Annotated in this window: 20 protein-coding genes and 1 pseudogene; 14 read left to right on the top strand and 7 right to left on the bottom strand. The window is 70.1% G+C overall.

Features of this window, described 5'->3' with window-relative positions:
- Positions 1-140: 140 nt before the first annotated feature.
- The gene (gene pgfA, locus OOK07_RS13090) at positions 141-1,127 is read right to left on the bottom strand and encodes a cell envelope lipid trafficking protein PgfA (protein ID WP_266796543.1); all 987 of its coding nucleotides are present in this window, start codon (positions 1,125-1,127) and stop codon (positions 141-143) included.
- Positions 1,128-1,367: 240 nt separating this feature from the next.
- Between pgfA and OOK07_RS13085 the strand changes: the two genes are divergently transcribed.
- Positions 1,368-1,520, top strand: coding sequence for a hypothetical protein (locus OOK07_RS13085; RefSeq protein WP_266679964.1), 153 nt, complete (start codon positions 1,368-1,370; stop codon positions 1,518-1,520).
- 3 nt (positions 1,521-1,523) lie between these two features.
- Positions 1,524-2,771: a PucR family transcriptional regulator gene (locus OOK07_RS13080; RefSeq protein WP_266796541.1), complete on the top strand. Its 1,248-nt coding sequence runs from the start codon at positions 1,524-1,526 to the stop codon at positions 2,769-2,771.
- 52 nt (positions 2,772-2,823) lie between these two features.
- Here the strand turns inward: OOK07_RS13080 and OOK07_RS13075 are convergent.
- The 3 genes and pseudogenes from OOK07_RS13075 to OOK07_RS13065 all read right to left on the bottom strand — a co-directional run.
- Positions 2,824-3,015, bottom strand: a pseudogene (locus OOK07_RS13075) (NAD-dependent epimerase/dehydratase family protein); the annotation flags it as partial.
- A 179-nt stretch (positions 3,016-3,194) separates the two neighbouring features.
- Positions 3,195-3,728 carry a GNAT family N-acetyltransferase gene (locus OOK07_RS13070; RefSeq protein WP_266679960.1) on the bottom strand — a complete coding sequence of 178 codons (534 nt, stop codon included), beginning with the start codon at positions 3,726-3,728 and terminating at the stop codon, positions 3,195-3,197.
- Entirely contained in the window at positions 3,713-5,011 is a 1,299-nt protein-coding gene (locus OOK07_RS13065) for an NsdA family TPR-like regulatory protein (RefSeq protein ID WP_524540315.1), read from the bottom strand. Before OOK07_RS13065 ends, OOK07_RS13070 begins: the two co-directional genes overlap by 16 nt.
- A 305-nt stretch (positions 5,012-5,316) precedes the next feature.
- On the opposite strand from OOK07_RS13065, the gene OOK07_RS13060 reads away from it, so the two are divergent.
- The 8 genes from OOK07_RS13060 to OOK07_RS13025 all read left to right on the top strand — a co-directional run bounded on the left by OOK07_RS13060 (position 5,317) and on the right by OOK07_RS13025 (position 10,102).
- Positions 5,317-5,796 carry an ATP-binding protein gene (locus OOK07_RS13060; RefSeq protein ID WP_266796537.1) on the top strand — a complete coding sequence of 160 codons (480 nt, stop codon included), beginning with the start codon at positions 5,317-5,319 and terminating at the stop codon, positions 5,794-5,796.
- Positions 5,793-6,191, top strand: coding sequence for a DUF6415 family natural product biosynthesis protein (locus OOK07_RS13055; RefSeq protein WP_266796535.1), 399 nt, complete (start codon positions 5,793-5,795; stop codon positions 6,189-6,191). Before OOK07_RS13060 ends, OOK07_RS13055 begins: the two co-directional genes overlap by 4 nt.
- Positions 6,188-6,874 carry a hypothetical protein gene (locus tag OOK07_RS13050; protein ID WP_266796533.1) on the top strand — a complete coding sequence of 229 codons (687 nt, stop codon included), beginning with the start codon at positions 6,188-6,190 and terminating at the stop codon, positions 6,872-6,874. Before OOK07_RS13055 ends, OOK07_RS13050 begins: the two co-directional genes overlap by 4 nt.
- Before the next feature lie 274 nt (positions 6,875-7,148).
- Entirely contained in the window at positions 7,149-7,313 is a 165-nt protein-coding gene (locus OOK07_RS13045; RefSeq protein ID WP_266796531.1) for a hypothetical protein, read from the top strand.
- Positions 7,314-7,385: 72 nt separating this feature from the next.
- A complete protein-coding gene (gene tgmA, locus OOK07_RS13040) occupies positions 7,386-7,679 on the top strand; it encodes a putative ATP-grasp-modified RiPP (protein ID WP_266796529.1) in 294 nt (97 codons plus the stop codon).
- Positions 7,676-8,629: an ATP-grasp ribosomal peptide maturase gene (tgmB, locus tag OOK07_RS13035; RefSeq protein ID WP_266796528.1), complete on the top strand. Its 954-nt coding sequence runs from the start codon at positions 7,676-7,678 to the stop codon at positions 8,627-8,629. The genes tgmA and tgmB overlap by 4 nt, the downstream gene beginning before the upstream one ends.
- On the top strand, positions 8,626-9,756 hold the full coding sequence (gene tgmC / locus OOK07_RS13030) for an ATP-grasp peptide maturase system methyltransferase (RefSeq protein WP_266796526.1): 1,131 nt from the start codon (positions 8,626-8,628) through the stop codon (positions 9,754-9,756). Before tgmB ends, tgmC begins: the two co-directional genes overlap by 4 nt.
- 28 nt (positions 9,757-9,784) lie before the next feature.
- Positions 9,785-10,102 (top strand): DUF6087 family protein, encoded by a 318-nt coding sequence (locus tag OOK07_RS13025; protein ID WP_266796524.1) that lies wholly within the window; start codon positions 9,785-9,787, stop codon positions 10,100-10,102.
- Positions 10,103-10,271: 169 nt separating this feature from the next.
- Here the strand turns inward: OOK07_RS13025 and OOK07_RS13020 are convergent, their stop codons facing one another.
- Positions 10,272-12,311, bottom strand: coding sequence for a TerD family protein (locus OOK07_RS13020; RefSeq protein WP_266796523.1), 2,040 nt, complete (start codon positions 12,309-12,311; stop codon positions 10,272-10,274).
- Positions 12,312-12,546: 235 nt separating this feature from the next.
- On the opposite strand from OOK07_RS13020, the gene OOK07_RS13015 reads away from it, so the two are divergent.
- Together OOK07_RS13015 and OOK07_RS13010 are read left to right on the top strand one after the other, a co-directional pair.
- On the top strand, positions 12,547-13,320 hold the full coding sequence (locus OOK07_RS13015) for an IclR family transcriptional regulator (protein ID WP_266679952.1): 774 nt from the start codon (positions 12,547-12,549) through the stop codon (positions 13,318-13,320).
- Entirely contained in the window at positions 13,317-14,162 is an 846-nt protein-coding gene (locus OOK07_RS13010) for an SMP-30/gluconolactonase/LRE family protein (RefSeq protein WP_266796521.1), read from the top strand. Before OOK07_RS13015 ends, OOK07_RS13010 begins: the two co-directional genes overlap by 4 nt.
- A gap of 385 nt (positions 14,163-14,547) precedes the next feature.
- On the opposite strand, the gene OOK07_RS13005 is transcribed toward OOK07_RS13010, so the two are convergent.
- Complete coding sequence (locus OOK07_RS13005) at positions 14,548-15,816, bottom strand: MAB_1171c family putative transporter (RefSeq protein ID WP_406311617.1); 1,269 nt, start codon at positions 15,814-15,816, stop codon at positions 14,548-14,550.
- Positions 15,813-16,436, bottom strand: a complete 624-nt coding sequence (locus OOK07_RS13000) for a toxin-antitoxin system, toxin component family protein (RefSeq protein ID WP_266683490.1) — start codon at positions 16,434-16,436, stop codon at positions 15,813-15,815. The genes OOK07_RS13005 and OOK07_RS13000 overlap by 4 nt, the downstream gene beginning before the upstream one ends.
- 296 nt (positions 16,437-16,732) lie before the next feature.
- Here OOK07_RS13000 and arfA point away from each other — a divergent pair, with 296 nt between their 5' ends.
- Both arfA and OOK07_RS12990 read left to right on the top strand, forming a co-directional pair.
- Positions 16,733-18,247, top strand: a complete 1,515-nt coding sequence (gene arfA / locus OOK07_RS12995; protein WP_266679948.1) for an arabinosylfuranosidase ArfA — start codon at positions 16,733-16,735, stop codon at positions 18,245-18,247.
- Positions 18,248-18,433: 186 nt separating this feature from the next.
- Positions 18,434-18,892, top strand: coding sequence for an RrF2 family transcriptional regulator (locus tag OOK07_RS12990; protein ID WP_266679946.1), 459 nt, complete (start codon positions 18,434-18,436; stop codon positions 18,890-18,892).
- Positions 18,893-18,952 lie beyond the last annotated feature (60 nt).

Genomic DNA, 18,952 nt, shown 5'->3' with positions numbered 1-18,952 from the left:
CTGTGGGGGGACTGAGCTCTTCATGGGCGGGGGGTGTGGACGGGCTGTGCTCGGGTGGGGTTGGACAGTTTTCGCCCAGCGATTCGCCACGGCTACTCACCGGGATGACAATTTCCGGCTTTATTAGAACTGACGTCATGTCACTTCGTGAGGTGAGCCTGGGATGTTCCACCTGTATCGGGTGATTCGGGGCGTTTCCGTCCTCGTAGCACCAAAACCCCACCCACCACCGCCAGAACGAATCCGGCCACGGCGGCGCCGATCGGCAACGTCTGTCCCAGCATGCGCAGTTGGCCGCTCTCTTTCTTCGCCAGTTTCACCTGGGCCTTCTGGGTCACGGTGGTGAACCCCAGTTTCCGGCTGTCGAGCAGCACCACCGCGTCCTTCTTCGTGCCGGGCGCGCGCAGCGTGCGGCGCGGGCCGACCTGGGCGTAGAGGACCCGGCCGGTGCTCTGGTCGGCGACCAGCTCGACGCCGTGGTTGGAGTACCACTCCTCGGCCAGGACCTGCGGTGTGTTCTTCCGGCCGACGATCGTGCCGGGCACCAGCCGGGTGCCGATCTTCGTGGGCGCGACGGTGCCGGTGAACCGGTAACCCGTGTACCCCTGAACCTTCTTCGTACCCGCGTAGTGCAGCACCACCGTGTCGCCGAGCGAGTTGTCCCACCAGGAGTACGACCGTTTGTGCACGTCGAAGGGGAACTTCAGATACGCGTCGCCCTCGAAGTACGGGTTCTCCTTGCAGCAGTGCACCGGCTGGTTGGTGTGCCGGTCGGTCACCCACCGGTTCAGGAAGAACTCCAGCGCGTCGTGCGGATCGGCGGCCGGCAGTGACTTGTCCGTGTCGACCGTCGTCGTCACGTCCCACACCGCCCGCCCGCTCTTCTCGCTGTCCGCGACGTTGCCGCGCACCTGCTGGGTGACCGTGATCCGCTTGTCGTGCACGGTCTTGATCTCGTCGGTGTCGAAGTAGCTGCCGGTGCCGGAGTAGACGGCGGTCGTGTCGATGTCGATCGGGTTCACGGCGGCCCGCGGCTCGACGTACCAGACCAGCATCGGCGCCAGGACCAGCAGAAACGTGCCCAGTCCCAGCAGGATCAGGGAGACAGGTGAGGCTGTACGGCGCATCCGGGCACTCCAGGGGGTGGGATGACGGAGTTCGGGCCGCTCTGTCCCTGTCTTGCGGGTCTTCCGGATCAGGCCGGCCGCGAGAAACGGCAGGTCCTGGGGGACCCGAGCAGGGCCTATGGGCCGGGAACCGTAGGCGGCTCTTGACGGGGTGTCAATGGTTGTCGAGACTGGGCCGACGGGCAGGGGTTGGGGACACCGGGGTGGGGACGACCTCCGGACAGAGAGGCTGACCCTGCGATGTCACGACTGCTCGCCGCCACGCTCACCGCCCTGGCCGCCGCGGCCCTCGCCGTGGGCGCCGCCCTCGGCGTCGTCGCGCTGCTCGACGCGACCCCCGACCAGCCGAACACCCCATTGATCACGTACGAGCAAGCCGGACAGGGGAGTTGACCGGTGACGCCCGCCCACTCGCCGGCCGTCGCCACCCGCTCGGCCTGGCACGACGTCCCCCGACTCCAGGTCCGCCGGTTCGCCGCCCTCGCGATGGCCGAGGCGCCGGCGCTCGCCGAGGAGATCCTGCGGGAGATCCGCCGCGAGTACCCGCACCTGCCTCTCGTCCTCGACGAGTCCGGCGAGCCGATGGCCCTGGTCGGCATCCGCCGCGCCATCGAGGTCTTCGTCCAGCACCTGGAGCAGTCCGAGGGCCGGCCGACGGTCCCGCCGGGCGTCTTCCAGGAGTTCGGCCGCGGCGAAGGCCTGCACGGCCGCACCCTGGACTCGCTGCAGGCCATCTACCGCATGGGCGTACGCCTGGCCTGGCGCTGTTTCGCCGAGATCGGCCAGCAGGTCGAGATCCCGCCGCCCGCGATGTACGAGCTCGTGGACGCCGGTTACGAGTATCTGGACGGACTGGTCGACCAGTCCGTGCGCGGCTACGCCGAGGCGGCGGCCCGGCAGGCCGGCGAGCGGCTGCGGCTCCAGCGCCGCCTGGTGGAGCTGCTGCTCGCCGAACACCACCGGGGCGACCCGGCCGACGCCCTGACCGAACGGGCCGCCCGGGTCGGCTGGCCGCTGCCGCGCAAGGTGGCGGTCGGCGTCCTGCTCCGCCCGGCCCGGGAGGCGGTCGCGCCCGCCGTCGGAGAGGGCGTGCTGCTCGACATGGAGTACGAGCAGCCCCGCATGGTCGTCCCCGAGCCGGACGCCGCGGGCCGCCCCGAGTTACTGCACCGGGCGCTGACCGGCTGGTCCGGGGCGATCGGACCGCCCGTACCGCTCGCCGACGCGGCGAAGTCGCTGCACTGGGCCGAGGCGGCCGTACGCCTGATGGAACGGCGGCTGCTGCCCACCGGAGACGTCCTGTACTGCACGGAACACACCGAGGCCCTGGTCCTCCTCCAGCCCGAGGAACTGATCGACGACCTGGCCCTGCGCTGCCTGGCGCCCCTGGCCCACTGCGGGCCGACCCACGGGCGCCGGCTTGCGGAAACGTTACTGGCGTGGCTGGAGACGCGGGGCGGAGCGCCGGAGGTGGCCGCCCGGCTCGGCGTCCACCCCCAGACGGTCCGCTACCGCCTGCGCCAGATCCGCGAGCTGTGGGGCGACGAGATCGACGACCCGGACCGGCGCTTCGAACTCGAACTGGTGCTGAGGGTACGGAGGTTGAGGGGGGTACTGGGGGAGTCGAGGGGGCAGGGGGCGTAGCGGCTGTTCGTGTGCGCCCATCTGCCGCCATCGGAAAGCGGCCGGTGCTCCGCTACCGGGACCGCTGCGCCCGCCATGCCTCGTAGTGGTCCAGCAGGGTCTCCTCGATGGGCCGGTAGCCGATGCCGAGCTCCCGCACGCTACGGCTGTTGTCGACCTCGAACCTGATGCCGAGGTGCTTGCGCGTGTAGTCCTGGGTGAGCCCGAAGGCGGGGCCGAGGATGCGAACGGGCCAGTGCGCCAACTGCTTTGCCAAGTACAAGAGGTACGGCAGCGACGCCGACCCCCTGTGCCGGACGTGCTTCGGGGAGCGCGCGGCCCAGTGGGGGCCGGTAGTGCGGCAGAAGGGCTACAACGCCTGACGCTCCGCCCGCGAAGCAGACGGCCCGCCTCGGTGGAGGCGGGCCATTGTGCTGGTACTGGTCAGCGGAGTTCTCGGAGCATGACAGCGAAGTTCGGACTGTCCGGGAAGGGCTGGCGGTTTCCGACCTTCCGGTAGTCCCAAGTTGCGTACAGATCTTGCACCTTGGGGTGGTCGGGGTCGACGAGGAGAACGGCGAGAGCCTCCGGCCGGCTCTCCAGCAGTGCCGTGTGCAACCGCTCGGCCGTGCCGGTCTTACGCCACTTCGGGCGCACCATCAGCTCGGACACAGAGAATGTCGAGTCATCCGCCGGCGCGGGGTTCACGTGCTCGCGCCACCACTCACGGCCCGGGGTGGCTGGGGCGCCGTAGGCGAAGCCGACCGGTTCGCCGTCGTCGTAGCCGATGACGCAGGAGAACCCGGGGATTGAGCCCCAGTGATCGACGAACCAGGGGAACCGCTGGTTGAACTCGTCTTCCATCTCGTCCGCGTACGCGTCCGCGTGCACATCCAGCAGGGTCTGTCGGATCTGCGGTAGGTCGTCGTGCCCGTAGTGGCGGAGTTCGACGGTTGCCGTGGTCAAGGAGTGCTCCATTCGGTCCGGTAGCGGTCGATCCACTCGTGCGCGATGTGCGCGGAGGGAGCCAGGGTGATCAGATCGCGCTGGAAGTCGCCGAGGGCTTGACGCATGCGGCCGGGGATGGGGTCACCGGCCATGATCTCGAACACCTTGCCGCTGGTGGCGACTGCCTGATCGAGGTCGCCCTGATGGAGCTGGGCGAGGGCGAGGCGCACGGTGGCGTTGGCGCGGTTGCGGCGATACGCCTCGGGCAGGGCGGCGAGTGCCCTGTAGGAGGCGGCCTCAGCTTCGCCAGGGCGCCCGACGACGTCCTCCACGATTGCGGTGAGCGAGTGCAGTTCCGCGGGTCCGTAGAAGGCCATCCAGATGGGCAGCGGGGCCGTCATGTCGGCCTTGGAGATTGCGGTTTCGGCGCGGCCGAGAGAGCGCAGGGCGCCGCGGTGGTCCCGGGAGTGGGCGAGGCCGATTGCGGTGCGGGCGTGGGCGAGGGAGGCGTGTATCGGGCTGCGGCGGGCGACGGTCGTCGTCTGGGCGGCCTGGGCTGCGGCGACTGCTTCGGCGTACTCTCCGCGCTGCCGGGCGAGCATGGCCCGTAGGTTCCACACCTGCATGGTCATTTCGGAGTCTTGGGCCATGCCCGCGAGGGTCAGCGCGCGGTCGAGGCGGCGGCCGGCGTCGTCGAGCTGCCCGGCGTCGATCAGGGACCATGCGGCGGTTGCGGTGAAGTCGGAGGCGAGGGCGAACAGGCGTTGCCTCACGCGCTGTGTGGTGGACCGCTTCTGTAGGCCGAGGGCTTCGGAGGCTCCCGCGAGGGCCGCCCTTTCGAGGGCGGTGTGTCCGCCGCGTTCGGCGTCCAGTTCCACGAGGTTTTCGACGTGGTCACGGAGCCGGATGACGTCGGAGGTGCCGACGTGGGAGGGGCGGAAGCCTGCGCTGACGAGGGGTGCTGTGACGGCGGCGGCGGTGCCGGTGGCCGCCCCGACGAAACGGCGGCGATGCACTGAAGGGTCCTCCGGTAGTGCTGGTGGGGGCGGTGGGTCGGTCTTGCGTTTCCCTCGAGGCACGAACCCTAAGTCCGTGATGGTGCGGCCGGTGACGATCTCCACGGCGATGCGCTGGCGCTCCTGCGGCCATTGGTTCTCGCCGGACAGCCATCGGAACACGGTCCGTTCCGACGTGGCGCCGGGCTTGCCGGTGAGCGTGAGGATGGCGTCATTGACGGCGTCGGTCAGCTCTGCGGCCGACATGCCGTGATCCGCCATCCATGCGGCTAAGTCTTCGTTCCGGGTCTCCGCCACCAGCCCACGGTAGAAGGCCCGGACCGTCACCGACAGTAAAGGGCGAGTCAATTCGTCAGTTGTGAGGTGGGAGGCCGGGACAACTTCGTCATGTCCAACGGGAGGTGACGGTGGGTTAGCTGTTGTGTACGGCCCCGCTCGCTCCTCGTTCCCCCGTGGGAAACGGGCGGGGTATCGCCCCCACCGCAGACGCCGAGGCCACGATGACCAGAGCAGTCACCACGCAGGACGAGACCTCCACCCACCCGGAGTGCAGTCCTGCGCGTGCCGTCCGGTCAGCCCCCACGCTCCCCCCAGAGGACGTGATGACGACGACAGCCGTACGCACGCTTCGCACGGCCCCCCACCGCGGCGGCGACGTGCTGAACGAGCGCTTCCGCGTGACCCCCCGTCACGACAACGAGCCGCCCGCGGCCCAGGACACATGCCGCGTAGGAATCCTGCGCCGGATCGCGGCCGCCAGGCTCCGATACTGCGGCCTTGAGGCGCTGCACGACGACGTGATGCTGATCGTCTCGGAGCTGCTCACCAACGCGGTCCTGCACAGCGGCACCAAGCAGATCAGTCTGAAGATCACCTTCGAGGACGGGGCCCTCCGTATCGCGGTGGGCGACGGCATGCCGGGCTGCGCCGAGCCCAAGCCGACGGACGACGCGGCCGAGTCAGGGCGGGGCCTCGCGCTTGTCCACGCCCTGGCGGAGGAGAACGGCGGAACCTGGGGAACCAGCGACGATGGCGCGACGACGTGGTGCCGCCTCAACGTGCCCACCAAGGAGGCACGGTGACCGCCCCGGCCTTGGCCCACTGGGCGCCCGCGAACGAGGAGACCCTCACGACCCTCTTGGCGGCCGTGCGGAAGTGGACGCCCTTCGACGGGGACGCCGTACTCGAGGATGTCGGCGCCGTGCTGGACGACGTCATACCGCGTGAGGACGACGTCGAAGACTTAGCTGAGCGTCTTCGTGGCCACTTGATGCAGCTCGTCGATATCGGGCTCACGAACAAGGCAGACGAGGACGAGGAGGCCGCCCGGTTGATCGCGCGGGCTCGTGAGGTGCCCGTCGCCGACGTGCCTGGTGATCACTGGCGAGCCGTCGGGCACCTGCGCCGGATGGCATGGACCGTCAACGAACTGGTGGAACGTCTGGGCGCGATCCGGTGCCTGAAGGAGTACGCGTGATCGAGTTCCCCCGTCCCGTGGCCAGTACGAGTGAGCGCGGAGTGGTCCCGTGGATCACCCAGCGCAAGGGCGAGGAGGCGGCGCCGACGAACCTGCACATCCTTCGCCGGCGCGGCGGCTCGGGCCTGCGTCTGTTCTACGGCGACGAGGACCCCAGAGACCGGCCGGTGCGCGGCATGCTGTGGGCGCGGTGCAGCTTCAACCACGGGGGCGACGGCGTGCCGGTGGGCGAGCCGCTATGGAGGTTCGTGCACCCGTACAGGCAGATGGCGACGATGCTCGCTGGGCGCTGCCAGATCTGCACGCGACCGGCGCGGACACCTCTCGGGTTCATCTTCCTTGCCGGGCCGAAGGACGAAGACCCGACGAAGCCGTACATCCTGGCGAACCAGCCGCCTGTGTGCGCGCGGCACGTCCGCACGACGGCGAAGCTCTGCGACCACATGGAAGGCAACCCGATGGTGTTCCTCGCCAATAGCGCACCGCTGTACGGGGCGTTGGGCAGTGTCTACGGCTCCGGCACGGATGGTGACGTGCGGGTCGTCTCGTCGCCGGAGAAGCCGGTCGCGTTCAGCGATCCACGGGCTCCGCTGCTGCTCGCCTCGCAGCTGGTACGGCGACTGTCCTTGTTCCGTGTGCTCGACGTGGACCAACTGCTCGCCGAACTCGCGGTCGCCGCATAGACCTCTGCCCGGTGTCCCGGATGATCTCCGACCGAGGCCATCGGGCAGACCAACTCCCGGCGCGGGGAAAGGCAGACCACCGTTCCCCCACGACGCAATGCTCCTCCCCGCGCAGGGGCCTCGGGGCGTAAGCAGCGCAATCTCCCGCGCAGTGCAGAAATGGCAAGACGCTGCGCGGGCCGGTCCCCTCCCCCGAGGGGGACCGCACGGGGCCGCCCGCCGCCAGAACGGCGGGTGGCCCCACACACGGAACCGAAGGGAGGAGCAAATGCGCGTGAGTAGCAAGAAGAGCACTGTCAGGGCCGCGAAGGCGCAGATAGAGCGGGACACCAAGAACGTGAAGCAGGTGACGCCGGAGAAGAGCAAGGGATCGCTCGCCGACCAGCCTGTCCGCGCCCACACCCTCGACCTCATTGAGGTCGAGGACAGCCACAGCTGACGTCATCCATCCGGTCGGGGCCGCTTCAACCCGCCCCGGCTGGGTTCCATCACTGCGACATCGAGGAGAGGCATGTTCGTCCACTCTGACCGTCTGCCGACGAGCACGGCTGTTCCGCAGGGAATCATCACCCCGCTGCCGTGGGGGGTCGGCCGCATGGCGCCGTACCCCACGATGGCCCCCGGATACACCACCAGCCGACTGGACCCGGACACCCAGACCGCCAAGTTCTATGACGTGAGTGGCCAGGTCATGGAGATGCCTGGCCACGGCACCAGCACCGGCACCAGCCCCTCCACGGGCACCAGCCCGGACGGCAACGGCACCACTCAGGACAGCGACACCGGGAGCGACAGCGACCAGTGACTGACACGCGTCCGGTGTTGGTCGTCACCAGCCTGAACGACCCCACCGCCGATGTGGTGATTCGCGAGCTGCACGGCCGGGACATCCCGGTCGTGCGGCTCGACTCGGGGGACTTCCCCGCATCACTGTCGGTGAAGGCAGAGATCACCCCGCACGGGATCCAGGGCCGTCTACTCACCCCTTCCCGCACCGCGGATCTGGCCAACGTCCGCGCCATGTACTACCGTCGGCCAACCGGGTTCGCCTTCCCGCACCTCGATGAGCAGGACGCACGGTTCGCCGTCACGCAGGCTCGGTACGGGCTCGGCGGGGTACTGGCTGCCCTGCCGGGCTGCCTGTACGTCAACCACCCGCACCGCATCGGGGACGCGGAGTTCAAACCGTCCGGGCTCGCCGCGGCGGTACAGGCAGGCTTCCTGGTGCCGCCAACGCTCATCACCTCCAGCCCCGACGCGGCCCGAGCCTTCATCAAGCGGCACGGATCGGTCATCTACAAGCCGCTGCACAACCCCGTGTACCGGGTTGACGGAGTGTCGAACGTCGTCAAGGTCGCCGAAGTGTCCGCCGCAGACATCGACGACGGCGTGGCGGGTACGGCGCACCTCTTCCAGAAGCGCATCCACAAGACCGCGGACGTACGGGTGACCGTCATCGGTACCCGGGTGTTCTGCGTCCGCATCGACTCCGACCTGTTGGACTGGCGCACCAACTACGACCGGCTCACCTACGCCTCCGTGGAGCCGCCACCGGACATCGCGCCGGCGTTGCGCCACTACATGGACCACTTCGGTCTTGGCTTCGGGGCTTTCGACTTCTGCGTGGCCGAGGACGGGCAATGGTGGTTCCTGGAATGCAACCCCTCCGGTCAGTGGTACTGGCTGGAGCCTGAGACGGGTCTGCCCATGTGCGCAGCCCTGGCCGACCTCTTGGAGAGGAAGACCACGACGTGACCGACGACGACAAAGGCCTCCGCCTCACGCTCGCCGAGCGCCTGGCCGCCAGCGGCCACCTGCGCATCGGCCCATGGCGGGCCGCCGTTGAAAGCGTGCCCCGGCACGAGTTCCTGCGCGGCGGCTTCTTCGAACGGGCCGACAGCCCCGGCCCCACCGCGTGGCGGCCCGTCCTCCCCGATGACCCCGGATGGCTGGTCGGCTGCTACCAAGACGCCTCCCTCGTCACCCAGATCGCCGGGACGATCGCCCCTGGGGACATTCGCGGTGAGGTCCTGCGCGAGCCCACCTCATCGAGCACCCTGCCCGGCCTCGTCGTCCGGATGCTCGAAGACCTCCGAGTCGAGGACGGCAACCGCGTGCTGGAAATCGGCACAGGCACCGGATACTCCACCGGCCTGCTCTGCCACCGCCTCGGCGAAGACTTCGTGACGTCCATGGAGGTCGACGCGGAAGTCTCCATCCGCGCCCGTACCGCGCTCGGGCACGCCGGGTACGCGCCGCTCCTGATCGAGGGCGACGGGCTCGCCGGCCACCCCGACGGCGCCCCGTACGACCGGCTGATCGCCACCTGCGGAGTCACCGAGCTCCCGTATGCGTGGGTGGAGCAGACCCGGCCCGGCGGAATCATCCTCGCTCCCCTGTCCGGCTGGCTCTACTCCTCCGAACTCGCCCGGCTCACCGTGGGGGAGGACGGCACCGCCCGCGGCCGGCTCCTCGGCGGGCAGGTCTCATTCATGATCGCCCGACCTCAGCTCCCGCCCCCGCTCGGCCTTCTGCCCGGCATCGACGACGGAGAGGAACGCACCACCGTGCTCGCTGCCGATGATCTGGACGACTGGGACACGCGTTTCGTCGCTCAGCTTGCAGCCGCTCACGCACAGCGCCTCAGCCTCAACCGGGATGGCCGCACCGAACACCTCCTGGTCGACGTGGATGCCGGCGCCTGGGCCGCTCTCGTTCAGGACGGTGAGACCTGGAGGGTCCGTCAGGGCGGACCCGCTCGCTTGTGGGACGACGTCGAGGAGACCGTCTCCCAATGGGAGGCCGATGGCTCCCCGGGCCTGGATCTGTTCGAGGTCGCAGTCACCCCCGAAGGGCAGACTGTGACCTGGTCTAGGTTCTGACGGTAGCGAGCACCGGGAGGCGCAGACGATGGCGGAAGAGGAGCCCCTGCACGAGTGGGCAGCCCGACGCGACCGACGCCGGGCTGCGGATCGGGAGATCACTGGCACACGCCGGGCCGTCCCCCTTGCCGACGGAGCTCGCGCCTCCCACATTGCCCCCGATGCCCCGCGTGCCCTGCTGGAGTGGGACGGGCACGCATGGGTGACGGTCGGTGTCGCGGCAGACGCGGACGCCGCCCGGGAATTCCTCGGCCTTGTGCCCCCACCTGCCTCTGAGAGTGGGCAGGACGTTCAGCCCGCTCCGCCCGGTCTCGGTCCCGGCCGAGGGCGTCACCGAAAGCCCTGAGTGACTGGAAACTCTGGTGAATCTGAGGCTCTTCGGAGCTGCTTCCGGCAAGTTCCAAACGCCGTCGGTGCGGTGGCCGATGCATGGCGTGGATCGGCCGGTGCCCCGACGCGCCGTGCGTGTGCCCGTAAATTGACGGAGACCGCCGGGCTGCACGTGGGCGCCGTTCTCATCCCGTGCTGGTGCGCTCCTTCGACGAAACCCGTTGCTGCGTCGCAGCGTCCAGGTGGACCACCACTGCCGTATAGAAGCGTTGCACCGCGTCGTCCACGCTGCGGATGAAGCCGGTCTCAGCGTTGCCGCGGCCGTTGCCCATGCTCTTGAGCAGGGACAGGCGGAAACCGGTGATCCGGGTGGCGGCGTTCTTCGGGAGCATGTCGGCCGGCTCGGGGCGCAGGCGCTCCAGAGTCCCCCGGGGTCCGCCCCCCTCGCCTTCGACCAGGGTCTCGACGTGCAGGTCCGCAGGGGCTTCCTCCAGCCGGCGGATCAGACGCTTGGCCCAGCTCAGTGGGTAGCCCTGGTCCGGTACTGGGATCTCGACCGAGATACGGAGCTTGCCGGTCCGCAGGTCGGCGGTGACGGCAAGCAGACCGGGCGCGCCCTCGACGCGCAACCCGGCATGAAGCCGCCCGTCGACGCAGAGCCTGTCCGCCAGCAGGGCCCGGCGCGCCCCGGGATCAGCTCCGCGCTTGGCCCGCTGGGCGGGGAGCACCTTCTGCCCGAGTTCGCCGCCCAGCCGGATGCACACCTGGCGGATGAGCCGCTCCCAGCTCTCGACCACTTCCAGCGCCCGGGGTTCGCCCCGGCACAGGGTTTCGTCGTCGATTCCGTTGCGCACGGGCACCCAGGCCGAGCCCATGTTCTGGAAGCCGTGGCAGCCGGAGTTCTCGTGCTGCAGATAGTGCAGCAGCTCCTGGAGCAGCCAGGCGTGCGCCGCGTTCCCAACGCCTTCGTGCCGGATCAACATCTGTGCCTGGTGGGTGACTTCGGCCCAGGACAGATGCCGCAGGGCCACCTTGTGCTTGCGCCGCCCGTCGATCTTGACGTCGACGAGCGGGCTGCCCTCCAGGGCGACATCGTTCGACAGCGTGATCACGGCCTCGTAGCCACGACGGGCGGCGATGTCCATGTACGCCTGCACCTGTTCGGCCTTGAGGGAGTTGCCGTTGGTCTTGGTCTCGACGAGCGCCGTCCACAGCTTCCCGGCCCGCTCGACGCGGATGACCCCGTCGGGGCGCCGGGGCGTGTCGCCGTGCGGCAGGGAGACCTCGGTGAACGTCTCCATACGGCCCGCCGGCGCCCCGAACGCGGCCGTGAGCCTTCTGCCGAACTCGGGCACCTGCGCCATCACCGACAACAACACCGAGGTGGCGCGCGTCTCCCGGTCCCGGTCGCTCTTGAGCACCGAGACCGGAAAGGCCCTGGCTTCCCGCCAGGACTCGTTGTCCGCCAGGGACTTCCTGGTCACCTTGGGCAGCGTGACCTTCTTCTTCGCCGTGCGCGGCCGCGCGGCCGGCTTCCTCGGCGTGGCCTCGGCCTCGTCCGGTTTCCGGGGAGCCGGGATGGCCTCGAGGGCGGCGGCCTGCGGCAGTGCCTCGACGGGGGCGGCGGGAGCCGTCGTATTCGAGTCCCCAGCGTTTTCGAGCGTCTCCGCCTCGACCGCGTCGTCGTCGATGTTCACCCCGAAGTCCGTGGCCAGGCCGGCCAGGCCGGTTTCGTAACCCTGACCCACGGCCCGGAACTTCCACTCGTCCCCGCGCCGGTACAGCTCTCCGAAGATGATCGCGCTCACCGAGTCGGCGTCGTCGATGGCGAACCGGAGGAGGTGCTCGCCCGCCGCGTCGGCCAGTGTCACCCCCAGGTCCTCCAGCTCACCGAACCGGGCCCCGTCGTACCGGCTCGCGGCTACGACGATGCGGTCCACGTCAGCCGGAACGGCGGTGAGATCGAAGCCGATGCGGTCCTCGTTGCCGTCCGCCGTTGGCGTCTTCCCCAGCAACTGCACGCTTCCGTCGGCAGCGACCGGGTTGTTGTAGAAGTAGAAGTCGGTGTCGATGCGCACCTTGCCGTTCGTGCCCAGGAGTAAGACGGACACGTCCGCGTCGCCTTCGCCGCTCGGGCTCACCCAGCCCAGGCCGACCATCACCGAACCGAGGTTCTCGCTCAGGGCCGTCAGGGACACGTTCGAGCCCTTGACCATTTCGTGCATGGAACCCCCCAATCACCAAGCCGGGAAGCCGCTGGCCCCTCCCGCCGCGGCTGTCCCGTGTGCGACATGATGTGACGTGTCGCACATGGGGGACAGTAGTACCACAGGGGTGCTCAGGTGGTCTGCGCAGAACCATTGCCCGGGCAAACGCACTTGCGTAGCCTGTGTTCGTCATGCCGATCGTCTGTTGAAATTTCGAACACAGGCTTCAGATAACTAAGGGAGGGGGCCGGTTGTGGGACGCCTCGTACCTGCCGTGACCCGGGCTCTCGACATTCTTGAGCTCTTCCTCGACGGGGACGGGACGCTCTCCGCCCCCGACATCGTGCGCAGGCTGCAGCTGCCGCGCACCACCGTGCACGAGCTGGTCACCACGCTCGCCGCCCGCGCGTACATCATCCAGGTGCCCGGGCAGCCGGGACGTTACCGGCTTGGTGTGCGGCCGTACCAGCTCGGCAGCCGGTACGCCGAGCAGCTGGACCTCGCGGCCGAGGGGCAGCAGGTGGCGCGGTCCGTCGCGGAGACCTGTGACGAGACCGTGCACGTGGCGATCCTGGAGGGCACCGACGTCATCTACATCGCCAAGGTCGACTCCACGCATGCCGTGCGCATGGTGTCCGCCGCCGGGCGCCGGCTGCCCGCGCACTGCACGTCCGTCGGCAAGATGCTGCTGGCCTCCCTTCCGGATCACGAACTCACCTCGCGTATCCCGGACGACGCCGAGCTGGTGGGGATGACACCCAACAGCATCACCGAACCGTCCGCCCTGCGCGAGGCCCTGGCCCAGATCCGCCAGCGCGGTATCGCGGTGGAGAGCCGCGAGTCCAATCCGGACGTGAGCTGCGTGGCCGCGCCGGTACGGGACCGTACCGGGCAGGTCGTCGCCGCCCTCTCCATCTCCGTCCCCATGATCCGCTGGAGCGACGAGCGCCGCGAGGAGCTGGAGCAGCTCGCCGCCAAGGGCGCCGTGGAACTCTCCGAGCACCTCGGCTACAGGACCGTCGTATGACGGCGTTCGAGGTGGCGGTGCGCGTCGAGGCGAGCCTGGGGGAGGGCCCGACCTGGGACGCGGACGCCGGCCGGCTGATCTTTATCGACATCCTCGGTGCCCGTGTGTACACGTACGACCCCGTGTCGGGTCGCCGTGGCGTCCGGGTGACCGACCAGCACGTGGGTGCGGCGAAGCCCAGGGCAGGCGGTGGGCTCGTCCTGAATCTCCGGGACGGGGTCGGACTCGTCGACCCGGACGACTCCTTCCGCTGGCTGCACCGCGAGGTCGTCCCCGGCCGCCGCGCCAACGACGCCGCCGTCGCCCCCGACGGTTCCCTCTGGGCCGGCACCATGCGCTACGACGAGGCGCCCGGCGGCGGCACACTCTCCCGGATCACCGGGGACGGGGACGTGCGGACGGTTCTCGACGACGTCGCGGTCAGCAACGGTGTCGGCTGGAGCCCCGACGGCAGCCTGATGTACTACATCGACTCGCCGACGCGACAGGTCGACGTCTTCCACCATGAGGGCGGCCGGGCCGTGGACCGGCGCCGGTTCGCGCAGATCGAGGAGGGCGCCGGCTTCCCCGACGGACTGACGGTGGACGCCGACGGCTGCGTGTGGGTGGCGCTGTGGGGCGGTGCAGCGGTACGCCGCTACACGCCCGACGGCGAACTGGACCGCGTGATCGAGCTGCCCACTCCCCTGGTGACCGCCTGCGCTTTCGGGGGCCCGGACCTGACCGACCTCTACGTCACGACGGCCCGGGTGGGCCTGACCGCACCCCACCCGGTGGCAGGCTCCCTGCTGGTGGTTCCCGGTGCCGGAAAGGGTCTGCCCCAGTCGGCGTTCGCGGGCTGAACCCTGAGGCGACACGGACGGGAGCATTTACACGGCTCCCGCCCGGCCCCTTGGGCCCCTTGGCCCCCTTGGCCTCCGGGCCTCCGGTCTTCCGGCCACCGGCCACCGGCCACCGGCCACCGGCCACCGGCCACCGGCCTCCGGTCTTCCGGCCACCGGCCCCCGGTCTTCCGGCCCCCGGTCTTCCGGCCCCCGGTCTTCCGGCCCCCGGCCCCCGGCCCCCGGCCTCCGGTCTCCGGCCTCCCGCCTCCGGGCCCCCGGGCCTTCCGCCTCCGGGCCTTCCGCCTCCGGGCCCCCGGCCTCCGGCCTCCGGGCCTCCTCTCCCAGCCTCCCGGCCCCCCCGCCCCCGTTATCTTTTCCGCGGCCCGCCCACCCCCCCCCCGCCTCAGCCAGAAACCCCCCGCTGATCGCTCGCAGCGGCGCCGCGCCCCGCCAGGCCCGGTCCCGTTGCGCGGGTGCGTACGGCCAGGAGGTCGTCCGGGTGGCGCAGGGCCTGGGACACGGTGGTGATCTCGCGGAGCAGGTCCGTGGTGCCGGGGGCGTGGTCCGGGGCGGTGTCCGTCGGCCGGCGGTGGGCCTCGACCGCGTCCTGGAGGGCCACCGCGCAGGCGAGGGCCCTGGCGTGGGCCGGGGCGTGGCCGAGGGCGAGGGCGGCCTCGTAGGCCCGGTGGCGTCGGTCCTCGTCGATGTGGCGGGCCAGGGGGAGCAGGACGTCGCGGATGAACGTCTCCCGGCGGATGAGCCGTAGCTCCGGCGTGGCGTGAAGGACGAACGGCACGCCGCCGCCGTTCACCGTGCGCATGAGGAGGTACAGGGGGCGCAGGCGGTGGTGGGCGGCATGGACCCGCCAGCGTTCGTGCAGGTACTGGCCGGCGTGCGGCAGGATGAAGCCGACCGCTATCAGGATGGCCGACAGACAGGCGAGGGGCGGGGCCACCGCCGTGCTCAGCCAGTCCAGGGGATGGCCGGTCCAGCGGGCCACCACCGCGGGCAACTTGACCGCATAGAAGGAGAGTTGGGTCGCGTAACCGACACCCAGGAACTTCAGGCCCCAGCGCAGCCAGGCGTCCAGTCCTTCGGTGCGGACCCAGTTCCAGATCAGGCACGAGGTGATCACGGTGGCAAGGGCCTGCGCGAGGAGATAGAGCAGGATCATCTCGCGCATGTACGGGGTGTCGGCGTAGTACGTGTCGAGGTCCCGCAGACGTTCCACCGGCGCGTCCGCCAGCGCGAACAGCACCCACAGGGCGGCGATCACCGTGCAGGAGCCGGCGATCACCCAGCGCACGGCGCGGACCGTCGACGCCGAACGGTCGGACAGCCCGTTGCGCCACGCGATGATCAGCAGCAGACAGGAGCCGCAGAACGCGGTCAGCAGCGAGTACACCCAGGGCGCCGAGATGTTCGGCACGCCCGTGATCCGGTTGACCCGGGCGATCGTCGACGGCGCCACGAACACGAACACGGCGCAGGCGAGAAGCAGGACGCCGCCCACGGCCCGCAGCAGCGGGTCGCTCCACAGCCGCACGATGGTGGGCAGCTTGATCGCCAGGGCGGCGGTCAGGACGCCGGCCGGGATCCACCAGAACGACGGGTAGAACTCGTTGACGAAACCCGCGGGGGACCACGCCAGTCGGGCGAGGGCCGTCGTCACCGCGCCGTTCCCCCACGCCCCCGGTAGCCGAGGGACCGTCGGAGCGGGTCGAGCGGGGCGACTGTGTCCTGTCCGGACCGCCCCGACCCACCGGACAGCAGGGGACGGAACGCGGCGGCGAGCCGGTGCCCGAAGTCGTCGGCCTCCGCCTCGTCGGCGGCACGGGAGCCGTCACGCGCGGCCACGGACAGTGCGGCGTCGTCGAAGGCATTCCATTCGTGCCGGCCGGCCAGCGCCGCCCCGGCAATGTGGTGGTGGCTGTGCCCGGCGTGCAGGTGCCACAACTCATGGCCGAGGATGACCAGTTGCTGCACCGCCTCGGCCCGCTCCTCGACGATCACCAGGTCGAAGTCCTGGAACTCCACCCACAGCCCGGTGACCTCGATCTCGTCCGGGAACCGCTCGAACCGCAGCTCCACGGGCCGCCCGCCGCGCCGTACGCGCATCGCCTCGCACAGCACCCGGCACAGTTCGCGCGCGTCGGCCGGTGGGCGCGGGCTGGCCCGCACCGCCGCACCGAGGCCTTTCGTCAGTTCCCGCATCCCGGAGGCGGCCCTGCGTGAGCGCCGCAGCCCTGCGGCGAGCCGGGCCGCCTTCTTCCCCGCGCCCGCGACACCCATCGCTCCCCCTTCGTCGCCGCCGCACAGCAGGCTGCCCGAGACCAGGCCCTCGTTCAACCGAGAACGACCTCCGTGGCTGGAAAGACCCGTGCTAACCATTGACTGGCAAGCGCTTCCTACTTAGCGTCCGGTTCGAGGTTACGAGCGGACGACGAGATACCGAACGGGGCGATCGGGCGCAGTCGATCAGAAGGGGCGGGCATGGGACGACCTGACCCGACCTGACCCGATCTGACCAGCCACGAACCACCCGCACCCGCCCGCGAAACAGACATACCCACCCCCGAAAGGCGCACATGAGCACCGCCCGCTTCACCCTTGACCCCGCCTTCACCGTCGGTGAGGTCAATCCCCGCATCTTCGGCTCCTTCGTGGAACACCTCGGCCGCTGCGTCTACACCGGCATCTTCGAACCGGGCCACCCCACGGCCGACGACAAGGGCCTGCGCCAGGACGTCCTCGACCTGGTCCGCGAACTCGGTGTCACCGCCATCCGCTACCCCGGCGGAAACTTCGTCTCGGGCTACAAGTGGGAGGACTCCGTGGGCCCCGCGGAGGACCGCCCCCGCCGGCTCGACCTCGCCTGGCACTCCACCGAGACCAACCGCTTCGGCCTGTCGGAGTACATCGACTTCCTCCGCAAGGTCGGTCCGCAGGCCGAGCCCATGATGGCCGTCAACCTCGGGACGCGCGGCGTGGCCGAGGCCCTCGAACTCCAGGAGTACGCCAACCACGACAGTGGCACCGCCCTGTCCGACCTGCGCGTGGGCCACGGCGACAAGGACCCCTTCGGCATCAGGTTGTGGTGCCTGGGCAACGAGATGGACGGCCCCTGGCAGACCGGCCACAAGACGGCCGAGGAGTACGGCCGGATCGCCGCGGAGACGGCCCGGGCCATGCGCCAGATCGACCACGGAGTCGAACTCGTCGCCTGCGGCTCCTCCAGCCAGTCCATGCCGACCTTCGCCGAGTGGGAGGCGACGGTCCTCAAGGAGACGTACGACCTCGTCGACTACGTCTCCCTGCACGCCTACTACTGGCCCGAGGACGGCGACATCGACTCCTTCCTCGCCTCCGCCGTCGACATGGAGTCGTTCATCGACAACGTCGTCGCGACCGCCGACCACGTGGGTGCGCGGCTGAAGTCGAAGAAGAAGATCAATCTCTCCTTCGACGAGTGGAACGTCTGGTACCTGCGTGAGTGGGAGAAGCACGCCGAGGGCGTCGACCAGCGGGACTGGCCGGAGGCCCCGCGGCTCCTGGAGGACAACTACAGCGTCACCGACGCCGTCGTCTTCGGCTCGCTCCTCATCGCCCTGCTGCGGCACGCGGACCGCGTCACCGTCGCGTGTCTCGCCCAGCTGGTCAACGTCATCGCCCCGATCATGACCGAGCCCGGCGGTCCGGCCTGGCGCCAGACGACCTTCTTCCCCTTCGCCCAGGCCTCGCAGTACGGCCGCGGCCAGGTCCTCGACGTCCGGGTCGACTCACCGACGTACGAGACGAAGAAGTACGGCGAGGCCGACCTGCTGCACGCCACGGCCGTGCGCGCGGAGGACGGAACCGTCACCGTCTTCGCCGTCAGCCGCAGCCGCACCGAGGCGCTTTCGCTCGAAGTAGCCCTGAACGGCCTCGACCTGACGTCCGTCGTCGAGCACAGTGCCCTCGCGGACGCCGACCCGGACGCCTGTAACACCCTCGACGAGCCCGAGCGGGTCGCCCCGCACGCGGTCGAGGGCACCGCCCTCACGGACGGCACCCTCACCGCCGTACTCGAACCGCTGTCCTGGAACGTGATCCGGCTGGCCTAGCGGCCGCCCGCGCCGGGGCGGGGGCGGGGGCGGGGGCGGGGGCGAGTGCGTCGGACCGGGGTCACCGGCACCCCTCCGCCGCCGCCCCGGGCAACGTCAGCCGTACGTCCGACGGACGCGCGTCGCCTTCGCGCGCCGTCTTCGCGCGAGGTCCTTGCGTACGGCCGGACCCAGCACAATGGTGCTATGAGGATCTCGGCACGGGCGGATTACGCGGTACGGGCGGTTCTGGAGCTCGCGGTGCGCCAGGACGGCACTCCGGTGAAGGCCGAGGTTATCGCCGCCGCGCAGGACATCCCGCACAAGTTCCTCGAAGGCATCCTCGGTGACCTGCGGCGCGGCGGCGTCGTCGACAGCCGGCGCGGGGGCAACGGCGGCTACCAGCTGGCGCGCGAAGCCGCGAAGATCACGGTCGCGGACGTGATCCGTGCCGTCGACGGCCCGATCGTCTCCGTGCGCGGCGAGCGGCCCACCGGCCTGGAGTACACGGGATCCGCGCAGCCCCTGCTGCCCCTGTGGATCGCCCTGCGGGCCAACGTGCGCAGGATCCTCGAAGGCGTCACGATCGCCGACATCGCGGCGGACGCGCTGCCGGAGCCGGTGCAGCGGCTGGCGGCGGAGCCGGCGGCCTGGAAGAACCCGTAAGCCGCGGGCCCGGAGGGGCGGTTGGACCGGGTGGCGGGATATCAGGATGAAGAGCGTGGA

The sequence above is a fragment of the Streptomyces sp. NBC_00078 genome, from assembly GCF_026343335.1.
GTDB lineage: Bacteria > Actinomycetota > Actinomycetes > Streptomycetales > Streptomycetaceae > Streptomyces.
Note: the sequence above shows the minus strand (reverse complement) of the source record. Positions and strands in the feature narration are given on the sequence as shown.

What these genes read in the sequence shown, in the direction of transcription:
- arfA (WP_266679948.1), top strand. Translation starts at nt 16,733, where the DNA reads ATGAGCACCGCCCGCTTCACCCTTGACCCCGCCTTCACCGTCGGTGAG.
- OOK07_RS13025 (WP_266796524.1), top strand. Translation starts at nt 9,785, where the DNA reads ATGGCGGAAGAGGAGCCCCTGCACGAGTGGGCAGCCCGACGCGACCGA.
- OOK07_RS13010 (WP_266796521.1), top strand. Translation starts at nt 13,317, where the DNA reads ATGACGGCGTTCGAGGTGGCGGTGCGCGTCGAGGCGAGCCTGGGGGAG.
- OOK07_RS13085 (WP_266679964.1), top strand. Translation starts at nt 1,368, where the DNA reads ATGTCACGACTGCTCGCCGCCACGCTCACCGCCCTGGCCGCCGCGGCC.
- OOK07_RS13020 (WP_266796523.1), bottom strand. Translation starts at nt 12,311, where the DNA reads ATGCACGAAATGGTCAAGGGCTCGAACGTGTCCCTGACGGCCCTGAGC.
- OOK07_RS13070 (WP_266679960.1), bottom strand. Translation starts at nt 3,728, where the DNA reads ATGGAGCACTCCTTGACCACGGCAACCGTCGAACTCCGCCACTACGGG.
- OOK07_RS12990 (WP_266679946.1), top strand. Translation starts at nt 18,434, where the DNA reads ATGAGGATCTCGGCACGGGCGGATTACGCGGTACGGGCGGTTCTGGAG.
- OOK07_RS13000 (WP_266683490.1), bottom strand. Translation starts at nt 16,436, where the DNA reads ATGGGTGTCGCGGGCGCGGGGAAGAAGGCGGCCCGGCTCGCCGCAGGG.
- pgfA (WP_266796543.1), bottom strand. Translation starts at nt 1,127, where the DNA reads ATGCGCCGTACAGCCTCACCTGTCTCCCTGATCCTGCTGGGACTGGGC.
- OOK07_RS13060 (WP_266796537.1), top strand. Translation starts at nt 5,317, where the DNA reads ATGACGACGACAGCCGTACGCACGCTTCGCACGGCCCCCCACCGCGGC.
- tgmA (WP_266796529.1), top strand. Translation starts at nt 7,386, where the DNA reads ATGTTCGTCCACTCTGACCGTCTGCCGACGAGCACGGCTGTTCCGCAG.